The sequence below is a fragment of the Exiguobacterium sp. E17S genome (assembly GCF_057772545.1).
Window position 1 is genome coordinate 386642 of record NZ_JBYLRU010000001.1, and the last position, 24949, is coordinate 411590.

Annotated in this window: 21 protein-coding genes and 1 other annotated feature; of the genes, 14 read left to right on the top strand and 7 right to left on the bottom strand. The window is 48.5% G+C overall.

Annotation, left to right across the window (positions count from 1 at the left end):
* Window positions 1-85 precede the first annotated feature (85 nt).
* The 3 genes from AC3B4V_RS01990 (at window position 86) to AC3B4V_RS02000 (ending at window position 4698) form a co-directional block, all read left to right on the top strand.
* Complete coding sequence (locus AC3B4V_RS01990) at window positions 86-2125, top strand: ATP-binding protein (protein WP_064300223.1); 2040 nt, start codon at window positions 86-88, stop codon at window positions 2123-2125.
* A gap of 241 nt (window positions 2126-2366) precedes the next feature.
* Entirely contained in the window at window positions 2367-4196 is a 1830-nt protein-coding gene (locus tag AC3B4V_RS01995) for an anaerobic ribonucleoside triphosphate reductase (protein ID WP_488377609.1), read from the top strand.
* Window positions 4168-4698 (top strand): 4Fe-4S single cluster domain-containing protein, encoded by a 531-nt coding sequence (locus AC3B4V_RS02000; RefSeq protein ID WP_064300221.1) that lies wholly within the window; start codon window positions 4168-4170, stop codon window positions 4696-4698. Before AC3B4V_RS01995 ends, AC3B4V_RS02000 begins: the two co-directional genes overlap by 29 nt.
* Here AC3B4V_RS02000 and AC3B4V_RS02005 read toward each other — a convergent pair.
* Window positions 4677-6149, bottom strand: a complete 1473-nt coding sequence (locus AC3B4V_RS02005; protein WP_488377610.1) for a DHA2 family efflux MFS transporter permease subunit — start codon at window positions 6147-6149, stop codon at window positions 4677-4679. The two genes, AC3B4V_RS02000 and AC3B4V_RS02005, sit on opposite strands and share 22 nt — an antisense overlap.
* Before the next feature lie 169 nt (window positions 6150-6318).
* On the opposite strand from AC3B4V_RS02005, the gene AC3B4V_RS02010 reads away from it, so the two are divergent.
* The 9 genes from AC3B4V_RS02010 (at window position 6319) to AC3B4V_RS02050 (ending at window position 17420) form a co-directional block, all read left to right on the top strand.
* On the top strand, window positions 6319-7227 hold the full coding sequence (locus AC3B4V_RS02010) for a TetR/AcrR family transcriptional regulator (protein ID WP_488377611.1): 909 nt from the start codon (window positions 6319-6321) through the stop codon (window positions 7225-7227).
* Window positions 7228-7299: 72 nt separating this feature from the next.
* Complete coding sequence (locus AC3B4V_RS02015; protein ID WP_023467725.1) at window positions 7300-8742, top strand: SulP family inorganic anion transporter; 1443 nt, start codon at window positions 7300-7302, stop codon at window positions 8740-8742.
* A gap of 131 nt (window positions 8743-8873) precedes the next feature.
* A complete protein-coding gene (locus AC3B4V_RS02020) occupies window positions 8874-9698 on the top strand; it encodes a fumarylacetoacetate hydrolase family protein (RefSeq protein ID WP_064300220.1) in 825 nt (274 codons plus the stop codon).
* A 287-nt stretch (window positions 9699-9985) separates the two neighbouring features.
* Window positions 9986-10732, top strand: coding sequence for a DeoR/GlpR family DNA-binding transcription regulator (locus AC3B4V_RS02025; protein ID WP_029341218.1), 747 nt, complete (start codon window positions 9986-9988; stop codon window positions 10730-10732).
* A complete protein-coding gene (gene pfkB / locus AC3B4V_RS02030; protein WP_488377612.1) occupies window positions 10729-11649 on the top strand; it encodes a 1-phosphofructokinase in 921 nt (306 codons plus the stop codon). The genes AC3B4V_RS02025 and pfkB overlap by 4 nt, the downstream gene beginning before the upstream one ends.
* 17 nt (window positions 11650-11666) lie before the next feature.
* Entirely contained in the window at window positions 11667-13601 is a 1935-nt protein-coding gene (locus AC3B4V_RS02035; protein WP_214857176.1) for a PTS fructose transporter subunit IIABC, read from the top strand.
* Between the two features lie 105 nt (window positions 13602-13706).
* The gene (locus tag AC3B4V_RS02040) at window positions 13707-14852 is read left to right on the top strand and encodes an FUSC family protein (RefSeq protein ID WP_023467731.1); all 1146 of its coding nucleotides are present in this window, start codon (window positions 13707-13709) and stop codon (window positions 14850-14852) included.
* Window positions 14853-14922: 70 nt separating this feature from the next.
* Window positions 14923-15127: a binding site (T-box leader), on the top strand.
* A 60-nt stretch (window positions 15128-15187) separates the two neighbouring features.
* Window positions 15188-16837: an aromatic amino acid hydroxylase gene (locus tag AC3B4V_RS02045; RefSeq protein ID WP_488377613.1), complete on the top strand. Its 1650-nt coding sequence runs from the start codon at window positions 15188-15190 to the stop codon at window positions 16835-16837.
* Window positions 16838-16898: 61 nt separating this feature from the next.
* Window positions 16899-17420, top strand: coding sequence for a pyrophosphohydrolase domain-containing protein (locus tag AC3B4V_RS02050; RefSeq protein ID WP_064300216.1), 522 nt, complete (start codon window positions 16899-16901; stop codon window positions 17418-17420).
* Between the two features lie 63 nt (window positions 17421-17483).
* Here AC3B4V_RS02050 and AC3B4V_RS02055 read toward each other — a convergent pair whose 3' ends face one another.
* The 3 genes from AC3B4V_RS02055 to AC3B4V_RS02065 form a co-directional block, all read right to left on the bottom strand.
* Entirely contained in the window at window positions 17484-17780 is a 297-nt protein-coding gene (locus tag AC3B4V_RS02055) for an MGMT family protein (RefSeq protein ID WP_488377614.1), read from the bottom strand.
* Window positions 17777-18745, bottom strand: coding sequence for a cation diffusion facilitator family transporter (locus tag AC3B4V_RS02060; RefSeq protein WP_488377615.1), 969 nt, complete (start codon window positions 18743-18745; stop codon window positions 17777-17779). The genes AC3B4V_RS02055 and AC3B4V_RS02060 overlap by 4 nt, the downstream gene beginning before the upstream one ends.
* A 117-nt stretch (window positions 18746-18862) precedes the next feature.
* Window positions 18863-19348 (bottom strand): pyridoxamine 5'-phosphate oxidase family protein, encoded by a 486-nt coding sequence (locus tag AC3B4V_RS02065; protein WP_023467736.1) that lies wholly within the window; start codon window positions 19346-19348, stop codon window positions 18863-18865.
* Window positions 19349-19511: 163 nt separating this feature from the next.
* On the opposite strand from AC3B4V_RS02065, the gene AC3B4V_RS02070 reads away from it, so the two are divergent.
* Entirely contained in the window at window positions 19512-20522 is a 1011-nt protein-coding gene (locus AC3B4V_RS02070; protein ID WP_023467737.1) for an LLM class flavin-dependent oxidoreductase, read from the top strand.
* Between the two features lie 19 nt (window positions 20523-20541).
* Here the strand turns inward: AC3B4V_RS02070 and AC3B4V_RS02075 are convergent, their stop codons facing one another.
* Entirely contained in the window at window positions 20542-21810 is a 1269-nt protein-coding gene (locus AC3B4V_RS02075; protein ID WP_488377616.1) for an MFS transporter, read from the bottom strand.
* A 120-nt stretch (window positions 21811-21930) separates the two neighbouring features.
* Between AC3B4V_RS02075 and AC3B4V_RS02080 the strand changes: the two genes are divergently transcribed.
* Complete coding sequence (locus AC3B4V_RS02080; protein ID WP_488377617.1) at window positions 21931-23121, top strand: helix-turn-helix domain-containing protein; 1191 nt, start codon at window positions 21931-21933, stop codon at window positions 23119-23121.
* 29 nt (window positions 23122-23150) lie between these two features.
* Here the strand turns inward: AC3B4V_RS02080 and AC3B4V_RS02085 are convergent, their stop codons facing one another.
* Together AC3B4V_RS02085 and AC3B4V_RS02090 are read right to left on the bottom strand one after the other, a co-directional pair.
* Window positions 23151-23330, bottom strand: a complete 180-nt coding sequence (locus AC3B4V_RS02085) for a hypothetical protein (RefSeq protein ID WP_174316089.1) — start codon at window positions 23328-23330, stop codon at window positions 23151-23153.
* Between the two features lie 88 nt (window positions 23331-23418).
* Complete coding sequence (locus AC3B4V_RS02090) at window positions 23419-24852, bottom strand: C40 family peptidase (RefSeq protein WP_064300211.1); 1434 nt, start codon at window positions 24850-24852, stop codon at window positions 23419-23421.
* Window positions 24853-24949 lie beyond the last annotated feature (97 nt).

The following is a 24949-nucleotide window of genomic DNA, read 5'->3' on the forward strand; positions in this document are numbered from 1 at the left end:
GTTTCCGGGAATCATTAGATGATAATAGATGAGGAGGAAACAATCTTGAACGAAGGGCAACTTATTGCTAGGAGGATTTATGAATATGAAACACTGGATGACTGAGAAATTGGGCAGACAGTTGATGGCGATTTTTTATAGTGTCTTTGCACTAAGTGTCATCACATCGGTTGCCAGTTATTTATACGTGGATAATGCAGACGGTCGGACGAAGGAACAAGTACTCGACCAGTTACAAAAGACACAATGGTTCTGGTTCTTGAACTTGATGATATTTTTATTTTGTCTATTGTTCATCGTTCGCCCATTGATTCATCGGGTGACGTCACAACTCCGCGAATTAAACGTCAAGAGTCGTCGCCTTGCAGAAGGCAAGTCGATTTCGCTCGAGCATGATGTCGACAGCCATAATGAAGTCGGTCAATTAACGGCATCATTTTACCAGATGGCACGGTCGATCTCATCACAACATGCGGAATTGTCAGCTAAGAATCAAGAAATGGAACACAATCAGGAAGTATTGAAGCAAAAACAGAACGAGCTTGAGCGTGCTCTTGAATTGACGCGAACGAATGAACTCCATTTGCAGGATCGGAATGAACTGATCGAAACGCTTGCTTCAAAGGAGAGTTTATTCGATTATTCATCCGTCATCAGTACGATCGTCCGGTTGACGAAGACGGAATTCGGTGCTCTGTTATTGATCAAGAATAATGAAATCGCTCAAGTCGTTCCAAAAGAAATGACAGAAGAACAACAAGAGAGTCTGAAGACGGAGTCGTTACTACTAAAGCGAGTCATGATTTCAAAGGAAACCGCACATTCCTCAAAAAAGGTCGCGAACGACGATCTGATCAAGTATCCGTATCACGTCTATGAAGGTGTCATTCCGATCATGGATCCGGCAAAAGAAGAATTGATTGCCTGTCTCTATCTAGCACGGTTTGACGCACCATTCAACCAGCAGGATCTAGCGGAACTGGAATCGTTCTCGAAACAAATCGCGATCTCATTGATGCGAATGTCACTTTACGAACAGATGGAATACGAACGAAAAGAGACGGCACAACTGTTGAATTCCGTTCGGGAAGCGATTCTCTACATCAAACACGAAGAGAAGACGATCTTAGGAAATCAGGCGTTATTCGATATCTTCCAGTCGTTACAAGTCGAAGAAGACAACGATTCGATGACCTTCCTCGAAGTCCGACCGGAAACGATGTTCGAGCAGATGGACCAAAAGGAAGCGTTTGAAGCATACTTTGAAGAAGTCTTATCGGGTGAGATTCCGGAGGGCATGTTCTCCTTGTCGATCGACCAAGGTGAATACTTCATTCAAGTCTATGCCGAAGCCATTGCGCACGGGGGACATTCAAAAGGAACGATTCTCGTCTTCCGTGACGTCACGGCTGAAACAGAAGTGGACCGCGTGAAGTCGGAACTCGTCTCAACGGTCTCGCATGAACTCAGAACACCGCTCTCTTCGATTTATGGCTTTACGGAGCTCATGTTGAAACGGGATTTGGATCCTGAGCGGAACAAGCGATATTTGCAGACGATTCACGATGAATCGAAGCGTCTGACCGATCTCGTCAGCGACTTCTTGAACGTTCAGCGGATGGAGTCAGGAAAGCAAGAGTATGACAAACAAATCTTTGACCTGAAAGAAATCGTCAAGGAACAAATTCAGTTTTATCAAGCAGCGACGGAGCAACACAGTCTGCAGCTTGATTTGAATGATGAACAGGACTTCATGGTCGAGGCAGATGCGAACAGCATGAAACAGTTACTCGGTAATCTCTTGAATAATGCGGTGAAGTACTCACCGGACGGCGGGGATGTCGTCGTCACGATGACTCACCAACACAATCAAATCGAACTCAGCGTTCGCGATTTTGGAATCGGGATTCCGAGTCACTCGATGCCGCATCTATTCAGTAAGTTTTACCGGGTCGACAACTCAGACAGCCGAAAGATTGGCGGAACGGGTCTTGGGTTATCGATCTGTAAGGAAATCGTTCGCGCACATGATGGCAATATCGAAGTCGAATCGATTTTGGGAGAAGGAACGGTCTTCCGAGTCAAATTGCCGAGTGCGACAGACGCGTTACTCGAAGCGGAATGAAGAGACGGAGAAGAGGCGACATCATGCGCCTCTTCTTTTTTTGTCGCGCTTCGTGTGAGATTCGTCCAAATTCATGCGTTTGGCTAAAACGAGTAAGATGCAGACATTTGAACGATAAATCGAACAGATTGATGACAGAACGACTGAAACAGTTGAAAAAATCGTAAATTGTGCAGGGATTGCTAACGTTTCTGTACTCTCGCTATAGTGATTACAAAAAAGCGTGAGAGGAAGAAGAATCATGGAGAGCTTAGAAGCGTTACTCACACCACCGCAAGATATCGAACAAGAGAATGCAAACATTGATGGCAAAACACCGCTTGCGAAATTACAGCGGATTGCTGGGGAAGTAGCGCGGCAGATGATGCGACGACATCTCGAAGCAGATGTCTTGCAGGCGCTTGACGACAACATCTTGTATATCCACGACGCCGATTATTACGTGACCGGTACGACGACGTGTGCTCAGATTCCGCTCGGTCAGCTACTCTCGAACGGATTTCAGACGACACACGGTTCAATCCGACCAGCGCAAGACATCCGTTCTGCCCTCGCCCTTGCGGCAATCATCGTCCAAGCGAATCAAAACATGCAGCATGGTGGACAAGCCTTCGCGACCTTTGACGATGATGTAGCGCCATTCGTCGAAAAGACCTACCAACGCGAATGGACCAAACTAAACGCCCTTGTGCCGCATTGGAAGCGACGCAAGCGGGAGCGGCGCGCATGGCAGGAGACGTATGAAAAAACGTTTCAGGCGTGCGAAGCGTTCATCCATAATACGAATTCGATGCATTCACGCGGTGGGGGACAGGTGCCGTTTTTATCCGTCAATTATGGAACGAATACGACGCAGGCAGGTCGGCTCTTTCAGCGCGCCTTGCTGACAGCGACGGAACGAGGGTTAGGAAGAGGAGAGACGCCGATCTTTCCGATTCAAATCTTTAAAGTCAAACAAGGCATCAACCTGTCACCGACGGATCCGAACTATGACTTGTTTCAACTTGCCACTCGCGTGACAGGAAAACGATTGTTTCCGAACTTTGCGTTTCTTGATGCACCATTTAACCGTCAGGAGCAACCAGGGGGAGCCGAGGTCGCGTACATGGGATGCCGGACCCGTGTGTTTGAAGATCGTGGAGATATCCCGTCCGTCACAGGTCGAGGCAACTTATCGTTTACGAGCATCAATCTCGTCCGTTTGGCACTTCAGAGTCAAACCGTCGATCAAATGTTCGAAGCCGTCCAAGAGACGACAAGACTTGCATGCCGGCAACTCATCGCGCGTTATGAGTTCCAGGCAAGTCGAACGGCTGACGCGTTTCCATTTTTATATCAACATGTCTGGAAAGACGGTGAGACGCTAAAAAGTACGGATCAGGTGGGTCCGGTCCTCAAGCACGGGACGTTAGCGGTCGGCTTCATCGGTCTCGCGGAATGTTTGACCGTTTTGACGGGCAATCATCATGGGTATTCCGAACTGGCACACCAGATTGGTATTGCCTTGATTCAAGCGATGCGAACGGTCATCGACAATTATGGCGAGATGACGGGATTGAACTTCAGTTTACTGGCAACTCCAGCTGAAGGGTTATCAGGTAAGTTCACACGTCGTGATGCCAGTTACTTCGGTGAAATCAAAGGAGTGACCGATCAGCCGTATTACACGAATTCCTTTCATATCCCTGTCGATGCGCCCGTGACGATCCGTGAAAAGATTCAACTCGAAGCACCGTTTCATGCATTATGTAATGGTGGACATATCACCTATGTCGAGACAGATGGCGCACTTGCCGGAAATCCACAAGCGATTGAAGACATCGTTCGTTTGATGGCGGAAGCTGGAATCGGCTATGGGTCAATCAATCATCCCGTCGATCGTTGTCTTGATTGCAGAACGGAGCAGACAATCGAGGATCAGTGTCCGGTTTGCGGAAGTAGATCAATCGAACGGATTCGACGCATCACAGGATATCTCGTCGGTACACTGGACCGTTGGAATGAGGCAAAACGGGCTGAAGAGCAGAATCGGGTGAAGCACGATGTTACGCGTTCTCTCCCTTCATCCTGATTCTGTCGTTGATGGACCCGGTTTGCGAACGGTCCTGTTTCTTGCCGGTTGTCCACACCACTGTGTCGGCTGTCATAATCCGTCCTCCTGGGATCCGGCAGGTGGAGTGGATTGGACGATTAAAGAAACAGTGGAACGGATTCAGGCGATCGGAAATCGTCGTTTAACATTATCCGGCGGCGAGCCGATGCTTCAAGCGGCAGCACTTGTACAACTTCTCGAACAACTTGGACCAGATTATGACGTCATTTTATATACTGGCTATGTACTAGAGGAAATCTTACAGCGTCGACGGTGGCATCCACTAATACTGCGACTAGACGGACTCATCGATGGTCCGTTCATCCTGTCGAAACTCGACCGAACGACACGTTTTCGGGGCAGCACGAATCAACGAATTTATGATCGACAGCAACTGCAAAAAAGAGTGTTACACAAAAACAAAAACTCCCCCGTCTCATCAGACAGGGGAGAATCAGATCATGCATATTTTTGTTCTTGATCGACGGATTCGACGACTGCGAGTGTCGTCGTCCGTCGTTTTTTGATGAAGAACGATAAGATCAATGCCGCGAGTGCAAGTAACGTCGCGATGAAGAACGTATCATTGATCCCTTCGATCATCGCTTGCATCTGTAACCATTCCGGATTAGCAGCTTCTGGTTGTGAAGCGAATTCCGGGACGTGATGCTTCGTCCGCGACGTCATGATCGTCACGAGCAGACCTGAACCGATCGCACCCGATACTTGTGACAACGTATTGTTCAATGCCGTACCATGGGGCGTCAAGTGTTGCGGAATATGGTTCAATCCGTTCGTCATGACCGGCATCATGACCATCGAGATTCCAAGGAAACGTAACGTATACATGATGACGAGGAACGCGTATGACGTATCCGTCGCTAATTGACTAAACGAGAACGTCGTCAAGACCGTCAGTGATAAGCCGATGATGGCAAGGATCCGGGCGCCGAAACGGTCGAACAGACGACCCGTGATCGGTGACATGATCGCCATGACGATTGCCCCCGGTAACATCAAGAGACCAGAGTGAAACGGTGAGATACCGCGAATCGTCTGGATATAGATCGGCATCAAGATCATGGCGGAGAACATCGACATGTTCAGGACCATCGAAATTCCTTGCGATAAAGCGAACATCGGATAACGGAAAATCCCGAACTCAAGCATCGGTTCTTCGAGCATGAATTGACGTATAATGAAGGAAGTCAGACTGATTACACCGATGATCAACGATCCGATGACCGTCCAAGACCCCCATCCGGCAGAACCAGCGGAACTAAATCCATACAGCAATCCACCGAAACCAAAGCTTGAGAGAACGAGTGAAAATAAATCGAGTTTCAATGTGCTACGAACCGTCTCTTTCTTCAACAAGAAGGCACCCGTGAAGAGCACGAGTAATGCGATCGGAGTGACGAGATGGAACAGCATCCGCCACTCATAATGTTCAAGAATCCAGCCGGACAATGTCGGTCCGATGGCTGGGGCGAACGTGATGACAAGTCCGAAGATTCCCATTGCTTGTCCGCGTTTCTCGATCGGGAAACCGGTCAAAAGAACGTTCATTAGCAGTGGCATCATGATCGCAGAACCAGATGCCTGCATCATCCGCGCACCGAGTAGAAGCGGGAAGACGTGTGCTTGTCCAGCGATGATCGTACCGAGTGAGAACAGCGTCATCGCCGTCAAGAACAGTTGACGTGTCGAAAACTTCTGGACAAGGAAGGCTGACGTCGGAATCATGATTCCGTTGACGAGCATATAGCCCGTCGTCAACCACTGGGCGGTGCTTGCCTGAATACCGAATGATCCCATGATCGACGGTAAGGCGATATTAAGTAACGTTGAGTTCAGGACCGCAACGAACGCACCTGCCATAAGGACAGTTAAAATTAAATAAAGTCGTGATGATTGCTTGCTTGATTGCATTTCGTTATGCTCCTTTTGTACTATGAGTCTAAAATGTTAGACTTGAATTCTATAACTAACTTGGCTATCTTACCAGTCCAAGTCGAATGAATTCAAATTATTTGCTTCATACACTAAAATAAGTGATTGTTAAACCATTGCAATCATTTGAACAGAAAAGGACAAGACCATGAATCCAAAAAAGAAACAACTACTAGATGCTGCCTATCAGCTATTCGTCGAAAAAGGTTATCAATCGACGTCCATCCAGGACATTCTTGAGCACAGTAACGTTTCCAAGGGAACGTTCTATAACTATTTCTCCTCTAAAAATGAATTATTCATCGATGTATTTAATACCGTCTTTGAAAAGATGCGGACGGCGCGCAAAGAAATTCTCGTCGGACGAGATGTTTCGGATTATGAGACGTTCATCCAACAAGGTAACTGTTACTTGGAACTGATGCAAAAATATAAATTGTATACGTTGTTCGAAGAGGCGATTGCTTCGAATGAAAAAGAACTGAAGACGTTCATGGAGAATAACCGTCTTCTCGAGATCGAATGGACGTTCGAACGATTACGTGATTTATTCGGTCAGACGAAGGAACCGTATATTCTAGATTTAGCGGTCATTTATACAGGGATGTTGCAATATGCGATGTACTTCTTCCGTCAATCCGAACCGAACACACAACCGGAACGGGTCGTCCGTTATGTATTCAATCGATTGACGCATCTCGTCGAAGACGTCAGTCGGACAGAAGAACAGTTGATTCCCCCGCGTTTCCTATCCGTTTGGCTCGATCGTCCACAAGATGAAGTCGTCATTCGGAAGGATTTGTTCGAGAAGACGAGTGCGCATATGAAGCTCTTGATTACCTTGTCATCGATTTCCGATGAATCGAAGGAAGCCCATGAAGAGGTTCTTGATTTCATCTATGAAGAACTACTCGAACGTAAGAAACCGAAAATTCATCTTCTACGCCGTGCACTCGAGACGATGGACGAAGATCCGGTCTTTGCGGGTCAGGAAATCATGGCGACCTATAAGGCGATGGTCGATGAGATTGCCCGTGTGCGGACCAAAACTTCCTAAAAAGGTTGCTTTTTGAAACTAATCGGATTACACTGAGACCATTCATGTTAGAAAAGGGGTCTCAATCATCATATGTTTACTCAATGGAAAAAAGAGTGGTTCCTGCAACCAAAAGCGGATTTGCTATCCGGAATCGTCGTTGCCTTGGCACTCGTTCCGGAAGCAATCGCGTTTTCGCTGATCGCTGGCGTTAATCCGATGGTCGGGTTATACGCTTCCGTCATCATTGCGATCGTCATCTCGATTGCCGGCGGTCGTCCCGGAATGATTTCAGCTGCGACCGGTGCGATGGCACTCGTCGTCGTCCAGCTCGTCAAAGACCATGGTGTCGACTATTTACTAGCTGCCGGTATCCTTGCCGGAATTCTACAAATCGCGTTCGGATTTTTAGGGATTGCTAAGTTATTACGATTCATTCCTCGATCCGTCATGGTCGGATTCGTCAATGCTTTAGCGATTTTGATTTTCTCGGCACAACTGCCGCAGTTTGAAGGTCAGAACTGGATCATGTACGCAATGGTCGCCGCATCACTCGCCATCATCTTGTTATTCCCACGCGTGACGAAAGCGATTCCGGCACCACTCGTTGCGATCACGATCATGACGGTGTTGACGGTCGTCTTCTCACTCGATACACGAGTCATTGGAGACATGGGACAAATCGAAGCGGCGTTACCAAGCTTCTTCTTGCCGGACGTCCCGTTCTCACTTGAGACGCTCCAAATCATCTTCCCGTATGCTTTGTCACTTGCATTCGTCGGTTTGATCGAATCGTTGCTGACAGCACGAATCGTCGATGAGATGACGGATACGACGTCAAACAAAGCAATGGAATCACGCGGACAAGGAATTGCGAACATCATCGCTGGTATGTTCGGTGGCATGCCGGGCTGTGCGATGATCGGTCAATCGGTCATCAATGTCACGTCCGGTGGGCGTGGTCGATTGTCGACGTTGACAGCGGGTGTGTTCCTGATGCTGTTGATGTTCACGATGAACGATCTATTGATGACGATTCCAATGGGAGCACTCGTCGGCGTCATGTTCTTCGTCTCGTATGCGACGTTTGACTGGGGATCATTCAAGATGCTCAAGACGTCACCGAAGAGTGATTCTGCTGTCATGCTCGCAACCGTTCTCGTCACCGTATTGACGAACGATTTATCAATGGGCGTTCTTGTCGGAATCTTGCTTGCTGCGTTATTATTTGCGTCAAAAATTTCTCGTATTCAAGTCGAGCGCAAGGAGCAAACAGATCGAGTCCGTTATACGATTCGTGGACCGTTGTTCTTTGCATCGACGACAGCATTTGCAGAACAGTTCCAGCTCGAAACTGATCCATCGTCCGTCATCACGCTCGATTTCTCGGCGTGTCACTTGTTTGATGATTCTGCCATCGAAGCGATCGAGAACGTCGTCTTGAAATACGAACGACTTGGAAAAAAAGTTGAACTCGTTGGATTGAATGAAGAGTCGCAGGCTCTTGTCGATCGACTAGCTCAACGGATTGCATAAGAGAACAGGAAGAGAATATGAGGAAGCGGTCGGCATCGTGTCGACTGCTTTTTTGTTTTCTTCTGATTGACGATGAGAAGTGCGCCCATTGATTGGTTTCGCTATACTAAAAACAAAAGGGGGCAGTTAAGATGAAATGGTTTCGATTTGAGCAAGAAGGAAAAGTAGGCATCGGAGTTGAGCAGGATGGGGCTACATATGATGTGACGGCACAAGTCTATACGGATTCATTGTTTGAAGTGATTTCACGTGAGTTCGATGTTGACCTTGATTTAGATATCGCGCCACTACTTAATGGAGATGTTCGAAAACTGGCACCGTATGTTCCAGCACGAAACGTCATCTGTGTCGGCAAAAACTATGCCGATCACATCAAAGAGATGGATACGGCGGGAGCGGGGAAATTCGTCTTGTTCACGAAAGCACCGACGTCGATCGTCGGACCGTTCGAACCGATCGAACGGCATGCGGATTTGACACAGCAACTGGATTATGAAGGTGAACTCGCCATCATCATCGGCACGACGGGGCGTGATCTGACACCTGAGAATGCACTTGATCACGTGTTCGGCTATAGTATCGTCAATGACGTGACAGCGCGGGATTTACAAAAAGAACACGTCCAGTTCTTCCGTGGTAAATCGCTTGATGGGTTCTGTCCGTTCGGACCGGTCATCGTCTCAGCGGACAGCTTTGATCCAAGTGACGTCCTCGTCGAGACGCGCGTGAACGGGCAACTCCGACAGTCGGGATCAACGGCCTTGATGTTGCGTGATGTCGTGACGATTTTAGTTGAAGTGTCGCGCGGAATGACGCTTGAAGCAGGGGACATCATTGCGACAGGAACTCCAGCTGGTGTGGGTCACGGCATGAAACCACCGGTCTACCTTCAGACAGGGGATGTCGTCGAAGTATCGATTGAAGGAATCGGTCGCCTGCAAAATGAAGTCCAGTGAACGAAGATGACCGAAATGATTGAATTTCATTCACCGCTTTCCACATTACTTTGGAAAGCGGTTTTTTATTTTGCAAAATACATAGATAATTTGAAAAATGATTGATTTTATTCGATAAAACAGTCATCATATGACCGTTTTTGATGTATAATGAAACTATAAGGACGGTTTAATGTCGAAAAAAGTCGTATTTTGAACGTTTTATAGAGAAATTATATAATTTTTGAACGTTTTTGATTGATTTTTGAATGTAAACGCTTTATATTATAGATGTGGAGGGAAACCTTATGTTAACGAAAAAACGCCATCAACTCATTCTCGAATTACTAGCTCGAGAAGAAGTCGTCAAGATGCAAAAAATCGTCGAGCAAACCGGTGCCAGTGAGTCTACGATTCGTCGGGATTTATCACAGCTTGAGACAGCAGGTCATCTGCGTCGGGTGCACGGGGGCGCGACAGCGAACCATTTGCAAATTGAGGAACCGAGTTACTTCGAAAAGAGTGACAAACATGTCGAAGAAAAGGAACGGATCGCACGAGCGGCCGCTGACCTGATCGAAGACGGCATGTATGTCTACCTCGATGCCGGAACGACGACGCTTGCCATCGTTCCGTATCTCGAAGAGAAGGCGATTACGGTCGTGACGAACAGTCTTCCTCTAGCGAACACGTTACTCTATCACCGTATCCCGACGTTCGTCGTCGGAGGTCAACTGAAGCATTCAACGCAAGCACTCGTCGGTTACAACGCACGTGAAGGAATGTTGATTTACCATTTTGATGTCGCGTTCCTTGGGATGAACGGTGTTCATCCGACACAAGGCTTCACGACACCAGATCCGGAAGAGGCACTCGTAAAGAAGACAGCGATCGAGTTAGCAAAACAATCGTATGTACTCGTCGATGAGACGAAACTGGATGCAATCAGCTTCAGTCGGGTGGCGTCCTTGCAAGCGGCGACGATCATCACGACGACATCCAGCGAGCAAGAAGCGAAATACAGTCAATACACAGAGGTGGTGAACGCGAAATGATTTATACACTGACACTCAATCCATCCATCGACTATTATGTCACGTTACCGGTATTTGAGGCAGGACAAGTCAATCGTGTCGAACAGGCGGAAAAAGTGGCCGGAGGGAAAGGAATCAACGTCTCTCTCGTCCTAAAAAACTATGAGGTAGAAACACAAGCACTCGGATTCCTTGGAGGAAGTACCGGACAATTCATCCGGACAGAACTCGAGAAACGAGGCGTGTTAACAGACTTCACACCGATTCAAGATGAGACGCGGATCAACGTGAAGATTCGTGCCGATCAAGAATCTGAGCTGAATGCAGCGGGACCGAAGATTCAACCGGAAGAGCTGGAGCATTTATTATCCCGATTCAAGACGATGCAAGCCGGTGACATCGTCGTCTTCGCAGGCAGTATCCCAAGCAGTCTACCGCATGATCTCTATCGTCATATCGCGACGATCTTGAATGAACGGAACGTCGGCTTCGCCGTTGATACGACGAAGGAAGCGATGCTTGAAGTCTTACCGCTCGGTCCATTTTTAATCAAGCCGAATCACCATGAACTCGGTGAAATTTTCGACGTCGAGATTACGTCGAAAGAGATGGCCGTTCCATACGCTCAGCAACTCGTCGAGCGTGGTGCCGAGAACGTCGTCATCTCATTTGCAGGAGACGGAGCATTGCTCGTCAATCGTCAAGGTGCCTATACGGCAAACACACCGGCAGGGAAGCTCGTCAACTCCGTCGGTGCCGGAGATTCACTCGTCGCTGGATTCGTTGCCAGCCACGCGCTCGGCAAATCACCAGAAGAAGCGTTCCGCTACGCGGTAACGACTGGTAGCGCGTCTGCGTATTCCTTTGGTCTTTGTACGAAGGAAGATATCGATCGTCTCCTTGTAGACGTTAACGTCGTTGAACTCATTCAATCCTAAAAGGAGTGTGACTACTCATGAAAATTACTGATCTCTTAACACGTGATACGATTCAGCTCGATTTACAAGCATCATCTAAAGCCGCTGTCATCGACGAACTCGTCAACGTCCTCGATCGGGCAGGAAAACTGAACGATCGCTCGGCATATAAAGAAGCGATTCTCGCACGGGAAGCGCAAAGCACGACAGGTTTAGGGGAAGGCATTGCCATTCCACACGCAAAAACAGCAGCAGTCAAAACACCAGCGATCGCCTTCGGTCGTTCGGCAGGCGTTGACTACGAAGCACTTGACGGTCAACCAAGTCGGTTGTTCTTCATGATCGCAGCGGGTGAAAACGCAGATAATGCGCACCTTGAAACACTTTCGAAACTATCCGTTTATCTAATGGATATGAACTTCCGCGATACGATCCTTGCGGCTAAAACGAAAGACGAAGTCATCGCAGCAATCGAAGCGAAGGAACGCGAAGAAGAAGGTCCCGTTGACGTCTCAAGCGACAACGTCGACCAAGACGCACCGTATATCCTCGCTGTCACAGCTTGTCCGACAGGGATTGCACACACGTATATGGCAGCTGATGCGCTTCGTCAAAAAGCGGAAGAGATGGGTGTCCGCATTAAAGTCGAGACGAACGGATCGACAGGCGTCAAGAACGGTTTGACACAACAAGACATCAACGATGCGACAGCAATCATCGTCGCAGCGGATAAAGCGGTTGAGATGGATCGCTTCAACGGGAAACACGTCGTTGAAGTACCGGTCGCACAAGGAATTCGTAAACCACAAGAATTGATCAACCGTGCCGTTAAACAAGACGCACCTGTCTATAAAGCAAGCGGTTCAAGCGAAAGTTCAAAACCGGCTCGTGGCGGATTCTACAAACACTTGATGAGTGGGGTATCCGCAATGTTGCCACTCGTCGTCGCTGGTGGTCTCTTGATCGCGATCAGCTTCTTCTGGGGAATCAACTCTGCGAATCCGGATGATCCGTCATACAACGAGTTCGCTGCTCAGTTAATGTCGATCGGGAAAGCTGCATTCGGTCTCTTGATTCCAATCCTCGCTGGATTCATCGCGATGTCGATCGCTGATAAACCAGGTCTTGCTCCTGGTCTGATCGCTGGGTTCCTTGCAAGCAGTGGTAACGCTGGTTTCCTCGGTGGATTGATTGCCGGTTTCCTTGCTGGTTACGTCGTGCTCTTACTCGTTAAAGTCTTCAAAGGTCTCCCGGCAGCTCTTGAAGGAATCAAACCAGTCTTGCTCTATCCACTGTTTGGTTCATTCATCACAGGGATGATCATGTTACTCGTCATCAATGAGCCGATCGCGAAGTTCATGACATGGCTCACGGATTCGTTGAACGGGCTCAGCGGTGGGAACGCAATCCTCCTCGGTATGCTCGTCGCAGGTATGATGGCAATCGACATGGGTGGTCCGATCAACAAAACAGCATATGTATTTGGTACAGCTGCTCTTACAGCAGGTAATACGGAAGTCATGGCAGCCGTCATGGCAGGTGGGATGGTTCCACCACTCATCGTGGCCTTCTCATCAACATTGTTCGCACGTAAGAAATTCACACCGCAAGAACGTGAAGCAGGTATCGCTGCTTACGCAATGGGTGCATCGTTCGTCACAGAAGGTGCGATTCCGTTCGCAGCAGCCGATCCACTCCGCGTCATTCCGTCAAGCGTCATCGGTTCAGCGATCGCTGGTGCACTGACGATCGTCTTCGGCGTCTTGCTCCCGGCACCACATGGCGGTATCTTCGTCTTCCCGTTACTTGATGGTCCATCAGGTACGGTCATGGCAATCGTCGGTTACGCGGGTGCGATCCTCATCGGTTCACTCGTTGGTGCGGCAATCCTATCCTTCCTCAAAAAACCGCTTGTTGACCAATCGGTCGCGAAAGCGGAAATGACAGAAGGAACAGGTACGAAAGCATCATAATTCACCTAAATCCTCTCCGTTTTCAAGCGGAGGGGATTTTTTGTTGAATTTTGACGGCTAACGGTGAAGAATAGAGGGCATACTGAATAAGAAGGAGGGATGGACATGGGTGGACAATCCTTACAAATCGGACCACGGACCATCAAGACAGGTCTTGCGGTCATCTTGGCGCTGTTGATCAGTAATCTGTTCAACCTTAGCCCAATCCTGCCTGCGATCTCGGCAGCGACGACACTCCTGCCTTCGGTCTATCAGACATGGAAACAATTTCTCGAGGAAGCAGAGGCCAACTTGATTGGTGCCTTTTTGACGTTACTCGCACTTTGGATTTTAGGGGATAATCCGGCGAATCCGCTTGCAATCGGAATCGTCATCATGGCAGCAATCTCGATTTTGCTAGCCTTTGGTTTCGGGCGGACGATTCCACACGTCGTTTTGATGATCATTGTCATTCTCGAAAGTGTGGCGACAGCGACCGAACCACTTTGGCAAGTCGTCTTGATCCGTTACTTGCTCGTCATGCTCGGGATCGGCTGTGCGCTTGGCATCAACGCATTGATCTTCCCGCCGCGCTATGGCAATGTCTACTATCAAAAAGCGACGAAACTCTTCGAAAAGCTGCTCGTCGTCACGCGAGCGATTGCCTTCGAAGGAAAAGTTGCTCCATACCGGGCAGCGATCGATAAAATGTCAAATTCGCTCCTTGAGACACAAAACTTGTTCAACCTACACAAGGAAGAGATTCGAGGAACGCGTCAGAAGCACGCCTCGCTCTTACGGAACCTGTTGATTCTCAAACATATGCAATCGTGCCTCGAACGTGGTGTCGCGACAGCAGAGCGCTTCAGAGAGCGAGAGAAGGCCCTTGACTCGATTGCGGACGATCTTCGGAGTGAATTGTTTTATCACTTGATGCATATCGCCCAGCGCCAAGAGAAGGTCTTGCTGACATATGATCTCTTGTTGACAGAAGAACCACTTGCGATGGAGGATCTCGTCAAAGAGAATATCGCCTTCGTTAAGCATTCGTTTCTCGATCGAGACGAACTCGAGGAAGAAGTCATCATGGAAATCTTACCGATCGTCGTTTCGATGAACGAGTGGATCCAAGAGCTTGAAGCATTCGAAAAACGGCTCAACGGTGCGCTTCGTCGTCATATCACCTCACTGACGATTGAACAAAAATCAGTCCGTGATAAAACATTTAATCGATTTAAACGTAAAAAAGCCATTGACGAAAGTAAAAAGTAAGCGTATAGTCCTCCTTAACGATACTTTACTTGCTAAAAGCATAACAGTATAACAGCATAACAGAACGAAAGATTAAGCGATGATGAAACCGAAGTAAAGACCATTTCCCTGTTTCAGAGAGCACGTGGCGCTGCGAACGTGTACACAGATGGTGTTGAATTACAGTTTCTGAGCTTCTTGCGTAAGCGAGCGGAGCACACCGTTATCCCAATCAAGAGTGACTCAGTCGATGACTGGGTAATCAGGGTGGTACCGCGGCTTTCGTCGCCCCTGTCGAACGATACGTTCGGCAGGGGCTTTTTTGTTATCTATCATTCATTCAAGGGGGAACTCATATGTCTACACCAATCATTCCAAGTCACTTACGTCCACACGTCGCACCACAGCACTACGAAGACTACACGCCAACGGATCATGCCGTTTGGAGATACGTCATGCGACTGAATTTAAATACGTTACAAGATACAGCACATCCGGCATACCTCGAAGGGCTTGCTGCATCGGGTATCAGCCCGGAACGGATTCCGGACGTGCGTGAGATGACAGCGAACCTAAGCCGTGGTGGCTGGGGAACAGTCGCTGTTGATGGTCTCATTCCTGGTGTCGCCTTCTTCGATTTCCAAGGGCACGGACTCTTGCCGATCGCGACCGACATTCGGAAGGTCGATAACATCCTTTACACACCAGCGCCAGATATTTTGCATGAAGCAGCAGGGCATGCGCCAATCTTGATGAATCCGGTCTACGCGGAATTCGTTCGACGCTTCGGTGAGATTGGGGCACATGCCTTTAACCATAAAGCCGAGCATGACGTGTTCAAGGCACTAAAGAAATTGACGATCGTCAAAGAGAGCCCGTTCTCGACGCCAGCCGACATCGAGCAAGCTGAAATCGAACTCGCGGAGACACGGACACACGTCAAAGGGATTTCGGAAGCGAACGAAATCTCACGTCTGTTCTGGTGGACGGTTGAATTCGGTCTGATTGGTGATATCGACAACCCACAAATCTACGGGGCAGGTCTTCTATCATCCGTCGGTGAAAGTCGCCATTGCTTAACGGACGCGGTCGTTAAACATCCATTCTCGCTTGAGAAAGCACTTGCGACGAAACATGACGTGACGAGCATGCAAAAAGAACTCTTTGTTTGTGAATCGTTCGAACAGCTCCGCGATGCTCTCGAAGAATTCGCACAGTCGATGTCTTACATCCGCGGTGGTATCCATGGACTGACGAAAGCGGTCGAATCAGGTAACTTATCGACGCTCGTTTTCGACAGTGGTCTCTCGCTCGTCGGTGTTCCTGAAACGCAAGAGATTCACGATTCGCTGCATCTCGTCAAACTAACAGGTCCAACAGCGCTTGCTGCGAACGGTGAAGTGTTGACAGGTCAAGGACTTGCAGATCATCCGGAAGGCTTTACACTCCTTCACGGCAAGGAATTGAACGAAGTATTGATGCAAGTCAAAGTCGGTGAACGTCTCGACTGGGCGGAAGGAAATGTTCACGTCACAGGGAACATCACAGCGATTCAAAACGTCAATGGAAACCGGGCGCTCGTCGTCTTAGAGGCAGCGACGCTTGCAAACGACGGGAAAACGATGACGATGGACCGGATGGAATTGATCGTCGGTGACATCACGTCAGCATTCCCGGGAACGGAAGTTGAAGCACTGAAGCCGATTCCGGAAACGGTCGAGTTCGAACGAATCGAACGTCCGTTGACAGCGGCTGATCCGATCTTCGAAGTCGTCCGCGAGATTCGCGAAGGTCGTGCCGGACGAGAACGGTTACCGCAACTGATCGATCAGACACTCGTCCAGTTACCGGACGCTTGGTTACTCCGTCTTGAATTACTCGAGTTAGCGGATGAAGTCGATCAACCACGTCTGATTGCAGATCTCGAGCGCTTAAAAGCGACATCTGAGCAGCGAGATGAATTGATTACGCGTGGGATGGCCTTACTCGACGTTGTTCATCAATGAGTCGAACTCCGGTTCTGAACCTGTTAGAATGGAGACATTCGGTAAAAGGGGATGATCGGTTATGACAAATTATTATCAAGACGTAAAGGAATTCCACCGTGTGTTTTCACACCCTGGCGCAACGACGCCAACACCTATGACGGTCGATCGTGGAATCAAACGCTCGACCTGGACGGCGGAAGAAGCGGTCGTTGAGTTCCTGCATCAATCGGCGACGAGTGAAGCAGAATTTCTCGAAGCGATCGAACGTTTCAAGTCAGGACTTGATACAGCGGTCGAAAAATCGCTCCAGATGAAACAACCCGAAACTGATGTCGAACGGCTCGTCGGACAAGGGGATGCCTTGACGGACGCTCTCTACTTCATCATGGGAAGCTTCGTTGAGATCGGGCTTGATCCGGCTCCATTGTTCGAAATCGTCCAGCGCGCGAACATGGCGAAGCTTGGACCGGACGGAAAACCAATCTTCCGGGAATCGGACCAAAAGGTCATGAAACCGGAAGGATGGCAACCACCGGAACCACAACTCGAAGCAGAAGTACGTCGGCAAATCGCTGTAGCTTCGAGTACGTCGAAGGCGTGATTCATTATTACAAAGAGAGAGGGATGACTGGTTTACGTACCAGTCATCCCTCTCTCTTTGTATCTATTCACTTTTGACTTGATAACGTGATAAATCAAGTTGACGGGCGGTCAGGAACTCGACACCTTCTGCTTCAAGCGCCAGTCGCTGTTCATCGCCTTCAAGCGATAGTTTTCCGTCAGCAGCAAGCACACGGTGCCATGGTAGACGTTCCGTCTTACTCATGCTGTGAAGAATCCGCGCTACTTGTCGTGCGCTACGCGGATGACCGGCGAGTCGAGCGACTTGCCCGTACGTCATGACCCGACCAGCAGGGATTGAACGGATGATGGTCAGGACATCTTGCGTGAACGGTGTCATGACTCGTCAGAAGCGACGACATACTGTTGAATCTTATCGTCTTCATCAAAGCCGATCGTCACATCGATGATGCCTTGCTGCAGACGAATCTGGAGTTCGAGACGGTCCTTGATGTCGTCCGCTTGTGCGATCGTTAACGTCGGGTCGACTTCAATCTCGACTTCGACGTGGAAGTGATCGCCTTCCTTAATGACTTCAAGCTTACTAATATCCTTGACGTCAGGGTCCTTCATGATCAGTCCGCCGAGACGTGCTGCCATCGTCTCATCGGCTTCACCCAGTGCACCAGCTGCGTTTTGCAGGAAGACATTTCCGACGACGTAAAACATCATCAGTCCGATTAGGATCGAAGCAATTCCTTCTGCCTGATGGAACGGTGTCACATGCGAGATGATGACGGCGATCATCGCGACGACGCCACCAGCCGTTGCGACCAAATCTTCCAGAAACACAAGGCGTGTTGCGGGTTTCGCTTGTTTGAGTGAGCGGAAGCTGTCAAGAATCAAGCGTGGTCCTTTTGAGTCTAACTTCGCATCGTGCGCGATTTCTTGCATCGCTTTCACGAAAACGCCACTCTCCAAAACGACACCTGCGAATAAAACGGATAACGTGATCCAAAAGCCAGTTGATTCCGTCGGTTCGATGATGTGGGCGATCCCTTCATGAATCGTCTCGTACGCCATGATACCGACGAAGAGGATGGCACCGAGCAAGACGAGATTGACGAGACGACCGAAGCCGTTCGGGAAACGTTTCGTCGGTGCCTTTTTACTGAGGGCAGAACCGATGAAGACGAAAAATTGGTTGGCAGCGTCCCCGAGCGTATGCATCATCTCCGCGAACATCGCGACATTTCCCGTCAGGATGTAGGCAATTGCCTTAATGATGGCGATGACGGAGTTAACGATGCCTGCCGTCAGCGCCGACCGGTTTCCCCGGCGTAATAATGTAAAAAATTCTCCCATAATTGTACTCCTTTTAGTTAAGTTACGTATTAGTTCATTTTATTATGTTACATCATTTTGAGAAAAACGACTATCTTCACATGAAAAAACCCACGCAAGTAGCGCGGGTTTAACTCGTCAAGACAAGTCGACTGTCTTATTGATTTCGTTCTCATCGTCTTTGCCGACGACTTTCTTCAATACTTGTTTGACGGACTTCGTCGTGTTTCCCGTTTCCCAGTATTCAGCAGCTTCCGTGTTGACCTTGATCAAGACGACTTTCGGATCTTCGTATGTCGTTCCAAGATATGCTTCGTAGCGTGGACTCCAGAGCTCTTTTTTTCGTTCGATGTCTTCGACGAGTTCTGCTGTCCCACGGATCGAGACGTATGACTTGTCGACGTACGCGACGTTAACACTCGGATTCTTAAGTAGTTCTTGGTACTTGTCTGTTTCTTTTGAAGTGAGGAACCAGAGGTCGCCATCAAATTCGATATCCTGTGTCTGCATTGGACGCGATACGAGTCCTTCTGCTGAAATCGTCGTCAGCATCGCTGTTTCGATTTTATCAATCAGTTTCTTGACCGTTTCGACTGCTTCTTGATTCGTAGTATGGGTTGACATGTAACTCCACCTCATTCGTTAGATTTTTATGCTCACTTAGGCATTGTTCCCTGAATTTCAAAATGAAAACGTCCCCATGACAGAAAGAAGCAGTTTCGTTGCACCGTACAACGAGGAGGCGTACAGTGTAGGTACGCATTCGAAAGAAAAAGGAGAGACATACATGAAACTTAGTATTTTAGACCAATCCCCGGTCTCTAAAGGACAATCCCCATCTGATGCCCTACACGAAACGGTCGAGCTCGCGAAAATCGCGGACGAACTCGGCTATCATCGCTTGTGGGTATCCGAGCACCACTTCGCTAAAACACTGGCTGGTTCAAGCCCGGAAGTCTTGATCGCCTACATGGCGGCGGTGACGAAACAGATTCGCCTCGGTTCAGGAGGTGTCATGTTGCCGCATTACAGTGCCTATAAAGTCGCAGAGAACTTCCGTGTCCTTGAAGGGCTTGCACCAAACCGGATCGACCTTGGCCTCGGTCGGGCACCGGGCGGTATGCCGCTTGCTACACGTGCGTTGCAAGAAGGATCGTCGCCACGTTTTGGTGGAGCCGATTACGGCGAACAACTCGATGATCTCGTCGATTACTTGAAAGACGGGGCGCCTGCCGGACACCGGTTCGCGGGACTCGTCGCAACACCAGAAGTCGATACGACACCAGAAGGCTGGTTGCTTGGATCAAGTGGTGGTAGTGCCTTGAACGCCGCGCAACGCGGATTCGGATTTGCCTTTGCTCACTTCATCAATGGACAAGGTGGACAAGAAGTGATGGACTACTACCGTCATAACTTCATGGCGACGTCGTTCAATGAGACACCACAAACGCTCGTCTCGATCTTCGTGACGTGTGCTGAAACGACGGAAGAAGCAGAACGGTTAGCTTCAAGCCTGGATCTGTCACTGCTCCTACTTGAAAAAGGGGTCTCGTCGACAGGAACTCCAACTCCAGAAGAGGCAGCGGCGTATCCGTATACGTTCCAAGACCAATTCCGGATCGCTGAAAACCGGAAGCGGATGATCGTCGGTAACCCGGAATCCGTTGCAAAACAATTACAAGAGCTCGCTGATTCCTACGGCACAGACGAAGTAATGATCGCTTCAATGATCGCTGACAAGGAAGCAAAACAACAATCATTAAAATTAATCATGGATGCCGTCAAAGCGACGGTTTGATCGATACGCACGTCCTTTCTCACGAAGTGAGGGAGGACGTGTTTTTTGCGTCTGCTACAGGAATGCTCTCGGATAAGATGTCTTTACGAAGTCGGAGGAATCCGAATGATGCTGCACCGAATAAGCCGACTGTACCGACTCCAAGTAGCACGATGATAGATACATGATCACTGAGTAAACCAAACAATAGGGTACCAATCGGCATCATCGCCATTGCGATCGATTCCAGAACACCGATGACACGTCCGAGGTAAGCCGGATCGGTCTGTTTTTGAACGATGAGCTGTAGTGGAATGTTCATCCGTAAGACGAGCATGCCGTCGATGAATAATAAAATCATGAAAAAAGGTAGTAGTAGAGCAGATGGAACATAGCCGAGTAGCGCAAGTGCAGGAAGCGCATAACAAGAGGCGATTAAAAAGAGCGACTCGAATATCGTGCGTAACGGACGTTTCACCGTAAAGCGAGGTAAAGCAAGAAGCAACGAAGCGACGAGAATACCGGCACCTAGTGCGGACTCGACCATTCCAAACCGAAATGGTGTGAATTGCAGTCGATCGAGCAAGATGATTGGTAACAAGATTTCGAAAGCGACAAAAAAGAAGTTCAGGACGATCGCCATCAGGACGAGTGTCGTCAATACTGGTTGACGGAACAGATAGCGGTAGCCCTCTTTAAACTCCGAGACGAAAGACGGAGTATCGGTAGTAGCTAGAGGAGAGGTATCCACTGCAAGAAAGTGGAGGCGGCTATTCCACCAGGCAGCAGAAGCAAACAAGAGAAACGGTAAGATCAAGAATTGCGTGATGGGGACAGTGGCGATGAGCAATCCCGCAACGAGTGGAGCAGTGATCGTTGAGGTCGATTGAATCGTCGAGAAGAGCGCGTTTCCGCGTTGTAACTCCTCTTCTTCTACGAGTCGCGGTAACGAGCTTGATAAGGTAACGGACAGGAACGTCGACAGGCTCGTCAAGAGGACACTAGCAACGATGTAATGAACGGTATGTAGAGGGGCTTGTAGCGAATAGAACAGAAGTCCAAACAAGACGAGTGCACTTAAGCTTTCGGTCATGACGATGATTTGTTTCCGGTTCCAACGATCAGCGAGGACACCAGCAACCGGTGAGAGCAAAATCCGTGGCACTGATCCTGCAAGCAGGACGAGCGCAAACTGAAAACCAGACGATGTTTCCCGTAAGACGGTCAGTCCGGCGACGAACGTAAAGAGACTAGCTGCGAATAATGAACAAAACTTTCCAAATAAGACACGCTTTAAATTAAATGACATCCTGTTCACTCCTTCAGAGTTAAATTTTATTGAACTTTAGTGTAGAATAAAGGAGTGGAAGAAAAAAGTAAAGATAAAGTTCAATATAATTTAACTTTTATGATAAAAGGAGTGACCAGTGTGTTAGGGGAACGTATCAAACAGATCCGAAAACAGAAAAAAATGACGCAAACGGATGTTGCGACCGGCATCATCACGAAGTCAATGCTCAGTATGGTCGAGAACGGGAAAGCGACACCGTCTGTACCTGCATTACAGGCGATTGCTAGGCGATTACAGGTGACAGTCGAAGAATTAATGCTCGATCCGCGAGATGTTCAGATGCGGGAACTCATCGAAACAATCCGTTCACGGCATACCCCATATTTTTCAGACGAAAAAATTCAGGAACTTCTAGAACCTTACTTGGTTCCGGAAACGACTTCCTATTGGCAAGGGCAGGTCTATCATAAATACGGCGATGCCCTCCGAGCGTCTGACCCGGAGCTTGGTTTGATATATTATGAGAAAGCAGAGCGGATTTTTCAACATCTCGGTCGTCAAGATGAGCAGTTGCTCGTTCAGATCTCGAAAGTCTATTTTTTATTCAATCTCAAACGGACAAAGGAAGCGTATGAGCTGATCGAAGCAATGGATGTACCACGCGAGATTCCACTGGCGCCAAAAACCTATTTAAATTTCCAAATCTTGCGTGCGCTCCGAGCAAGTTTGTTCGATGATCACTATACAGAAGCGATCGCCTTATTGCGTGAAGGGGTTCAGTATATGCGGGAGCAAGATGTCTATTATCATGTCATTTCGTTTCAACGTTTTCTCGGACTGTTTTTATATCTAGAAGGGGAAGTCGAAAAATCACAGCAAGAGTTTGATCGATTGGAGCAGTTTTTTGCATTTAGTGAAACGACTGCCGTCGGACGAATCGAAGTCGATTTGACGAAAGGACTCATCGCGATTTTTGAAAACGATACGGACGGCATGCAGATGGCGTGGGAAAAACTCGTCACTGTAGCGATCGATGACGCGAAGCATTACATCGGACAACTTGAAGTCCATCTCCTTGTCAATGGCATCGAATTACCGAATCAGACGCTTCAGCAGAGCGTCGATAAGATATGGGAGATGCAAGATGCGTGGCTTGCGGCGAGTGGATTTGACCAAGCGATGATGCTACAGACGCTCGTACTGGCGATGCAACGAGGGATTGGTCAGGAACGGCTGGAGGATGTCATTCGATTGAAGGATGATCTTCAAAGCGAACGCCTCAAAGACGATCTTGAGCGAGAGATACAAGCATTGGTTAAGGTTCAATGACGAAAAAACAGGCATGAAGCGAGTGCGCTTCATGCCTGTTCGTGTGAGGATGTCGTTCTTCTGAAAATCAATAAGACGCATGCGGCGACGGAAACGATCAAGTGACCGATATAGACGTCTCCCGTCTGGATATAATGCAAGAGCATCGAGCCACCAAAAATCAATAAGGCAAGAAAGAGAAGTCGGACATAAAGTGTTTTGTAAGACATGAGGACACATCCTTTCCATATCCAGTATATCCTAAAGAAGGGTGGTCAGACAAAAAACATCCACCCCGAGGGGTGGATAAGGAGATGATTAAAGTGATTTAAATCCTAATAGTTTTTGTGTCCAGTAACGTTCCGATACACGGCTGATGCCGAGTGCCGGTGTATTGGCATGAATGAACTGATCGTTGTTCAGCATGATCCCGATATGCGTCGGACCAGCAGCATATGTGTTTTCGAAGAAGATGATATCGCCGCGCTTCGGTTGACGTAATTTTGATAACTTCGCTCCGAGGTACCGATCATCGTTCCAGTAGCCGTTGACGTTCGTTCGTCCGACTGCATAGCCAGCGGCATTCAACGTATAGTTAACGAATCCAGAGCAGTCGAATCCACCATTAACGGGGCTGCTTGATCCCCAGACGTATGGTGTACCGAGATATTGTTGACCAATCGAGATCGCACGTTCCATCAATGTCGAACCAGGAACGGTCGTCACAGGAGGTGTCGTCGGAGTGACCGGAGGCGTCGTCGTGACGGATCCTGTCGTGATGTAACTCTTCGCAACATAGTAGAGACCTGTTCCGATCTTGATCTGGTACCAGCCGCTATCTTTTCCTGTCGTTTCACCCGTGACATTGACTGTCGAACCGTGTCCGACTTGTGTGAAGACTTTAGACGACGTCGAAGGCAACGTACGGACGTTCAGTCCGGTAGGTGCATTGACGCGATACGTCTTCGAGGCATCAACCGGCGTCAAAGAGACTCCGGGAGTCGTCGGTGTTGTTGGTGGTGATGCTTTTGTTGAAGCTTTGACATAGGTCGAAGCGACATATGCTTCTTTTCCGTCAAGCTTGACTTGGTACCACGAATCAACGGCACCTGTGACATCGAGAACCGTCTGATGCGGTAATGTCTTGTAGATTTTTGCGTTCGTCGCTGCAGCAGTCCGTGCGTTCAAGCCTTCCTTCGCATTGACCGTGTAGACTTTCGATCGATCAACCGCTTTAACGACTTTTTTGACGGGAGTCGTCGCGGGTGGTTTTGAATCCGTCGTGACGTTCGACGTCTTTTTGCTGACTAACGTCGCATGGACATAGGCTGTTTGCTTTTTATACGTGATTTGGTACCAATCTCCTGTTTTTTTCTTAACAGATAAGATTGTATTCTTTGCTAGTTTTCCGAGTGATTTCGAACTTGTCGTTGCTTTTTGGCGAATATTGACGGCATCGGTATTCGTTATGTAAGTCGTAGTTGTTGGAGCCTTTTCCGTCGTCGCTTTGACATATGCTGAAGTGATGAAGGCTGGTTTGGACTGATAGCGGATTTCATACCAGCTGTTGACTTTCTTGACAGCTGTCAGCTTCGTACCTTTTTTTAGCGTCGTGATGACCTTCGCGGAAGTCGAGGCAGCCGTGCGAATGTTGACGTTATCCGTCAAAGTCAGTGTCGTTGACGCGGCTGAAACCGGAACCGTGGTACCGATCAAAGCGAGCGTCGTGAGGGCGAGAACAGTCTTTTTCACGTGACATAGCTCCTTCCAATAGATAGGTAAAATCGTTGTTACCATTTTGTCATAAAAAGCGCTGATTCCCCTGATTTAAAAATATAATTTTTGTCTG

Coding starts and splice junctions, on each gene's coding strand:
- AC3B4V_RS01990 (WP_064300223.1), top strand. CDS start 86: ATGAAACACTGGATGACTGAGAAATTGGGCAGACAGTTGATGGCGATT.
- AC3B4V_RS01995 (WP_488377609.1), top strand. CDS start 2,367: ATGGAGAGCTTAGAAGCGTTACTCACACCACCGCAAGATATCGAACAA.
- AC3B4V_RS02000 (WP_064300221.1), top strand. CDS start 4,168: ATGTTACGCGTTCTCTCCCTTCATCCTGATTCTGTCGTTGATGGACCC.
- AC3B4V_RS02005 (WP_488377610.1), bottom strand. CDS start 6,149: ATGCAATCAAGCAAGCAATCATCACGACTTTATTTAATTTTAACTGTC.
- AC3B4V_RS02010 (WP_488377611.1), top strand. CDS start 6,319: ATGAATCCAAAAAAGAAACAACTACTAGATGCTGCCTATCAGCTATTC.
- AC3B4V_RS02015 (WP_023467725.1), top strand. CDS start 7,300: ATGTTTACTCAATGGAAAAAAGAGTGGTTCCTGCAACCAAAAGCGGAT.
- AC3B4V_RS02020 (WP_064300220.1), top strand. CDS start 8,874: ATGAAATGGTTTCGATTTGAGCAAGAAGGAAAAGTAGGCATCGGAGTT.
- AC3B4V_RS02025 (WP_029341218.1), top strand. CDS start 9,986: ATGTTAACGAAAAAACGCCATCAACTCATTCTCGAATTACTAGCTCGA.
- pfkB (WP_488377612.1), top strand. CDS start 10,729: ATGATTTATACACTGACACTCAATCCATCCATCGACTATTATGTCACG.
- AC3B4V_RS02035 (WP_214857176.1), top strand. CDS start 11,667: ATGAAAATTACTGATCTCTTAACACGTGATACGATTCAGCTCGATTTA.
- AC3B4V_RS02040 (WP_023467731.1), top strand. CDS start 13,707: ATGGGTGGACAATCCTTACAAATCGGACCACGGACCATCAAGACAGGT.
- AC3B4V_RS02045 (WP_488377613.1), top strand. CDS start 15,188: ATGTCTACACCAATCATTCCAAGTCACTTACGTCCACACGTCGCACCA.
- AC3B4V_RS02050 (WP_064300216.1), top strand. CDS start 16,899: ATGACAAATTATTATCAAGACGTAAAGGAATTCCACCGTGTGTTTTCA.
- AC3B4V_RS02055 (WP_488377614.1), bottom strand. CDS start 17,780: ATGACACCGTTCACGCAAGATGTCCTGACCATCATCCGTTCAATCCCT.
- AC3B4V_RS02060 (WP_488377615.1), bottom strand. CDS start 18,745: ATGGGAGAATTTTTTACATTATTACGCCGGGGAAACCGGTCGGCGCTG.
- AC3B4V_RS02065 (WP_023467736.1), bottom strand. CDS start 19,348: ATGTCAACCCATACTACGAATCAAGAAGCAGTCGAAACGGTCAAGAAA.
- AC3B4V_RS02070 (WP_023467737.1), top strand. CDS start 19,512: ATGAAACTTAGTATTTTAGACCAATCCCCGGTCTCTAAAGGACAATCC.
- AC3B4V_RS02075 (WP_488377616.1), bottom strand. CDS start 21,810: ATGTCATTTAATTTAAAGCGTGTCTTATTTGGAAAGTTTTGTTCATTA.
- AC3B4V_RS02085 (WP_174316089.1), bottom strand. CDS start 23,330: ATGTCTTACAAAACACTTTATGTCCGACTTCTCTTTCTTGCCTTATTG.